6 protein-coding genes are annotated in these 4,375 nt (G+C 73.4%); 2 read left to right on the top strand and 4 right to left on the bottom strand.

Annotation, left to right across the window (positions count from 1 at the left end; translation table 11 throughout):
- On the top strand, positions 1–224 hold a 224-nt coding region (locus FJ251_13940; GenBank protein ID MBM4118806.1), incomplete at its 5' end, for a pectate lyase precursor.
- Between the two features lie 46 nt (positions 225–270).
- On the top strand, positions 271–1,077 hold the full coding sequence (locus tag FJ251_13935; GenBank protein MBM4118805.1) for a class I SAM-dependent methyltransferase: 807 nt from the start codon (positions 271–273) through the stop codon (positions 1,075–1,077).
- Positions 1,078–1,132: 55 nt separating this feature from the next.
- Here FJ251_13935 and FJ251_13930 read toward each other — a convergent pair whose 3' ends face one another.
- The 4 genes from FJ251_13930 to FJ251_13915 form a co-directional block, all read right to left on the bottom strand.
- Positions 1,133–1,585 (bottom strand): hypothetical protein, encoded by a 453-nt coding sequence (locus FJ251_13930; protein ID MBM4118804.1) that lies wholly within the window; start codon positions 1,583–1,585, stop codon positions 1,133–1,135.
- Between the two features lie 57 nt (positions 1,586–1,642).
- Entirely contained in the window at positions 1,643–2,305 is a 663-nt protein-coding gene (locus tag FJ251_13925; GenBank protein ID MBM4118803.1) for a hypothetical protein, read from the bottom strand.
- Between the two features lie 82 nt (positions 2,306–2,387).
- Entirely contained in the window at positions 2,388–3,584 is a 1,197-nt protein-coding gene (locus tag FJ251_13920) for an MFS transporter (GenBank protein MBM4118802.1), read from the bottom strand.
- Between the two features lie 2 nt (positions 3,585–3,586).
- The gene (locus FJ251_13915; GenBank protein MBM4118801.1) at positions 3,587–4,372 is read right to left on the bottom strand and encodes a sulfite exporter TauE/SafE family protein; all 786 of its coding nucleotides are present in this window, start codon (positions 4,370–4,372) and stop codon (positions 3,587–3,589) included.
- Positions 4,373–4,375 lie beyond the last annotated feature (3 nt).

Here is a 4,375-nt window from a genome sequence, read left to right as displayed (position 1 = left end):
AGCGCACGGGCGAGTGGGGCGCGCGCATCCCCGCCGATCTGATGGCGGGGCTCGCGCCCGGCACGCCGCCCGCCGACGCCGATGAGGACGGCATGGCCGACGCCTGGGAGAGCGCCCGCGGCCTCAGCCCCGCGGACCCGAGCGATCACGCGACCGTCATGCCCTCGGGCTACACGGCCATCGAGGACTACATCAACGGGCTGGCGGCCGCGCTGCTGCCCTGAGCGGCGACAGGGCGGCTTCGTGCGGCCCGCGACTGGAGGGGAGGGGATGGCGCAGAAGGAGTACCGCAAGCTCCATGCGGAGTGGTACGAGCTGGTCTCGGCCGCGACGGATCCGGGCCCGGAAGTCGCGTATCTGGGAGCGAAGATCCGGGAGCTCGGGCAGCCGGCGCTGGAGCTGGGCAGCGGCACGGGCAAGATCCTGCTTCCACTCCTCGCGCAAGGCCTCGACGTCATCGGGATCGACACTTCCCCGGACATGACGGCCCGCTGCCTGGCCGCCGGCGCGGCGCAGGGCCTGCGGCCAGTGGTCCACGCGCAGTCGATGCTGGACTTCGCGTTGCCGTGCCGCTTCCGCACGATCCTCCTCGACTCCGGCGGACTCGGGCTCTTCACCGAGGACCGGGACATCGCGGCCACCTTCCAGCGCGTGATGGCGCACCTGGAGCCCGGCGGCCACTTCCTCTATGACCTCCAGCTCGTGCCCGCCGACCACGAGGACAACGACCGCTGGACGGGCGATTGGATCTGCGCGCCCGACGGAGCCGTCCTCGCCTGGCGCAAGCAGATGCGGCACGACCCGGCCACCCACGTTTGGCGCTGGCTCTTCATCCTCGAGAAGTTCGTCGACGGGCACTTGGTGGAGACCGAGGCCAACGAGCGCTGGGGGCGCACGTACACCCTGGAGCAAGCACTGGACTACGCCCGCACCGCGGGCTTCGAGGACATCCGGGCGACGGACTGGCTGAGCGCCGACCCGCCGCAGGCGACCTCGAAACTGATCTCGGTGCAGTGCCGCAAGCCGCGCGCGGCTCAGCCCGCCCTGCCGGCGCAGAGAGGGCCGCACTCCTCGTAGCGACAGATCACGACCTGGTAGGGCGGCTCGTTTTGTACACGTGTACAATCCACGGCTAGCGCGCCTCGCGGCGCTTCGGCCGGTAGTTCTTCACCACCTGCGCGTAGCGGCGTCCCCAGGCGCGCTCGTCCTCGCGGCGCAGGCGGACATCCCGCCGCCGCGCATTGGCCCGCGCCTCCTTCTCCAGCTTGCGCCAGTGGGCGAGCGCCTCGGGCTGCAAGCGGCCTGCGGCGATCGCCGCCTGCACCGAGCAGCCCGGCTCGCCCTCGTGCCGGCAATCGGGAAAGCGGCTCTCGCGCCCTGCGGCGCCGCGCGTGAAACCAGCACCCGCGGGGGGCGATGGCGCGCTACGCGATCCGCGGCGGCGAAACGCGGTCGATCGGCGCGCACTGCCCACGGCCCGGTGGTCGTCCTCGGCTGCGGCCATGCCGGGCTGATCAACACGCTGAGCCATGCGCTCGCCCTGCACGCAGGCGAGCGCCTGCACGCCGTGATCGGCGGCTTCCACCTCGGCGGCGCGAGCGAGGAGCGCCTCGCCGGCACGGCGCGCGGCGAGCCGGCTCCCCTAGCGGTCGGCGGGGACGGCGCCGCAGTCGGGCAGCCGCTCGCCGCGCAGGGTGACCATGAAGTCCTCGCCCTTGTTCCAGAGCTCGATCGTCGAGTCCGCGCGGGCCACGTAGCGCGCGCCGGAGGCGGCGATCGTCTGCCGCAGGGGAAAGCGCTCCTCGTCGATCGCGAGCAGCAGCTCGCGCGCGTTGTAGCCCACGGCGACGCGCCGCTCCCCGCAGCGGAAGACGACCGCGAAGGCGCCGGGCGGCGCGGGCGCGAGGTCGAGCGCGCCCAGGTCCGCGCCAGGCGCTTCGGCGGCGAGGGCGACCGGCTCGGAGATCCAGGCCGGCCGACCGGCGACGAGGATGCCCCCGCGCAGCGCGAGCGGGCCCGCTCCCGCGAGCAGGGCATGCGGCAGGGCGAGCGCGAAGGCCAGGGGCACCTGGCGTCCGGCCGTGGCCCAGCGCTGCTCGACGATCAGGGTGCCGGTCTCGGGCGCCCCCGCGCGCAGCTCGAGGAAGGCGATGGCCTCTGGTGGCAGGGCGATCCGCGCGCGCGTGCTGAGCGTGCCGCGCAGGAGCAGCTCGCCGTCGCCGGCGGCGAGCGCTCCCGCCGATTCTGCGGCCGCCAGCGCCGCGGCAAGCAGAGAGACAACGGCCAAGCCGACGAGCCGATGCATCAGCTACCCTCCTGGAGTATCGCCGCCAGTATCTGCGCCTCGCGGCCGGCGATCAAGCCCGCAGTGCTGCCCGGACACCGAGCTAGCTGCGGCCCTGCTCCTCCGATGGCTTGACGCCGCGGAAGGCGCGCCAGAGCAGCAGGTCGTAGGCGATCTTCATGCCGGCCCCGATGACGAGGGGCAGGTACAGCGATTCGGTCGCCATCAGGCTGCCGGCGAGCGCGGGCGCGATCGCCCAGCCGCCCAGGCGGACCAGGTTCGTGACGCCAGATGCGACCGTCCGCTCGCCCGGCTCGACGACGGCGAGCACGTAAGAGCTGCGGGTCGGCACATCCATCTCCACGAGGCCCTCGCGCAGCAGGAAGAGCAGGGCCGCCATCGGAAAGCTGGGTGCGAAGGCGACCGTGACGAGCAGCAGGCTCGAGGGGATGTGCGTGAAGACCATCGTGTTGACGAGGCCGATGCGCGCGGCCAGCCAGGCCGCGCCCAGGTGCGAGAGCGCGTTGAGCAGCCGCGCTGCGAAGAAGAGCGCGCCGATCGCCGCGGCGGAGGCCGCGAAGCGCTCGAAGAAGAAGTAGCTGAGCAGCGCGGTGGAGAGGAAGCCGCCGGCCAGACTGTCGAGGCCGAAGAGCGCGGACAGGCGCAGCAGGATGCCACGGCTGCGCGCGGAGAGCGCCTGTCGCGCGCGGCCGGCGCCGGCCTCGATCGTCCGTCCCAGACGCAGGTAGAGCAGGGCCATCAGCGCCGCGGCCGCCGCGCACACGACGAGCGCCAGTCGGTAGGCGGCCGGTGCGTCGCCCGGACCCGCGAGCGCGCTGGGCAGGCCGGCGAGCAGGGCGCCCAGGCCATGGCCAATGTCCTGCAGCATCGTGTAAACCGCGAAGGCGCGCGTGCGCCGCTCGGCGCTGACGGTGGCGGGCAGCGCCGCCTGCTCGAGGATGAGCGCGGCGCCGCGATCGCGGCCCATCCCGTTGAGCATGCCCAGGCCCGCGCTGAACGCGAGCGCAAGCGGCGAGCGAACGAGCGCGAAAACGAGCGTGCCGAGCGCGCCGACGAGCGCTGTCGCGACGAGGAAACGCCGTCGGCCCAGGCGGTCGGCGGCGAGCGTAGCGAGGAGCGCCGCGAGCGCGGCGCCCGCGAGGCCCACCGACACGATGCGGCCGATCGCGTCCGCCGCGAGTCCCGTCTCGGCGAGGTAGAGCCCTAGGGCGACGCCCGTGAAGCCGGTCGTCAGCGCGCGCAGCGTGGCGGTGGCGTAGAGGATGCCGCGGTCGCGCATGCCTAGATCAACCCCGCGCCCAGCGCCAGGGCGATGAGGGCGAGCAGGACCCCGGTGAGGGTCTGCACGGCGCTCATCGTCACCTTGTGCAGGAAGCGCTGGCCGAGGAAGATGCCGGCGAAGGCGGCCAGCGCGCCCGTCGCCACGAGTCCCCACTGGCCGGGCGCAAGCGCGCCGCCGCGCCCGGCGAGCAGGAAGCCGGCGTAGGTGCCCAGCCGCGCGAGATCGACGAGGAAGCCGATCACGGCGTTGGTGCCGACGAAGGCCGGTGTCGAGAGCTCGAGCTTGACGAGAAAGGCCGAGCGCAGCGCGCCCTGGTGCCCCGAGAAGCCGCCGAAGAAGCCCGAGAGCAGGCCGCCGACGAGGAGGTAGCGGCGCGGGAAGCGCAATCCCCGCCAGCGGGGCAGCAGCTCGAAGAGCGCGAAGCCGAGCATCAACAGGGCGATCGCGAGCTTGACCGGCGTGATCTGCGCTTCGCGCGGGCCCAGCGCATAGCGCGCGAGCGGCTCGAGATGTGCGATGCTGCCGAGGGCCGCGGCGCCGGCGAAGGCGGCGAGGAGCGCGGGCAGGCCGAAGCGCAGGACGAGGCCGCGATCGGCGTGACGGCCGAGCACGGCGATCTTGAGCAGGTTGCTCGCTGCGTGCACGAGGGCCGTGGCGCCGACGGCGAACTCGACCGGCACGAAGAGCGCGAAGACCGGCAGCAGCAGGGTGCCCAGACCGAAGCCCGAGTAGAGGGTGAGCCCGGCGGCGCCGAGCGCGGTCAGTCCGACGGCAAGATGGGGCAGGGG

The organism is bacterium (genome assembly GCA_016873475.1).
Taxonomy (GTDB): domain Bacteria; phylum Krumholzibacteriota; class Krumholzibacteriia; order JACNKJ01; family JACNKJ01; genus VGXI01.
The sequence above is the reverse complement of the archived record's forward strand: the minus strand, read 5'-3'. Positions and strand labels throughout refer to the sequence as shown.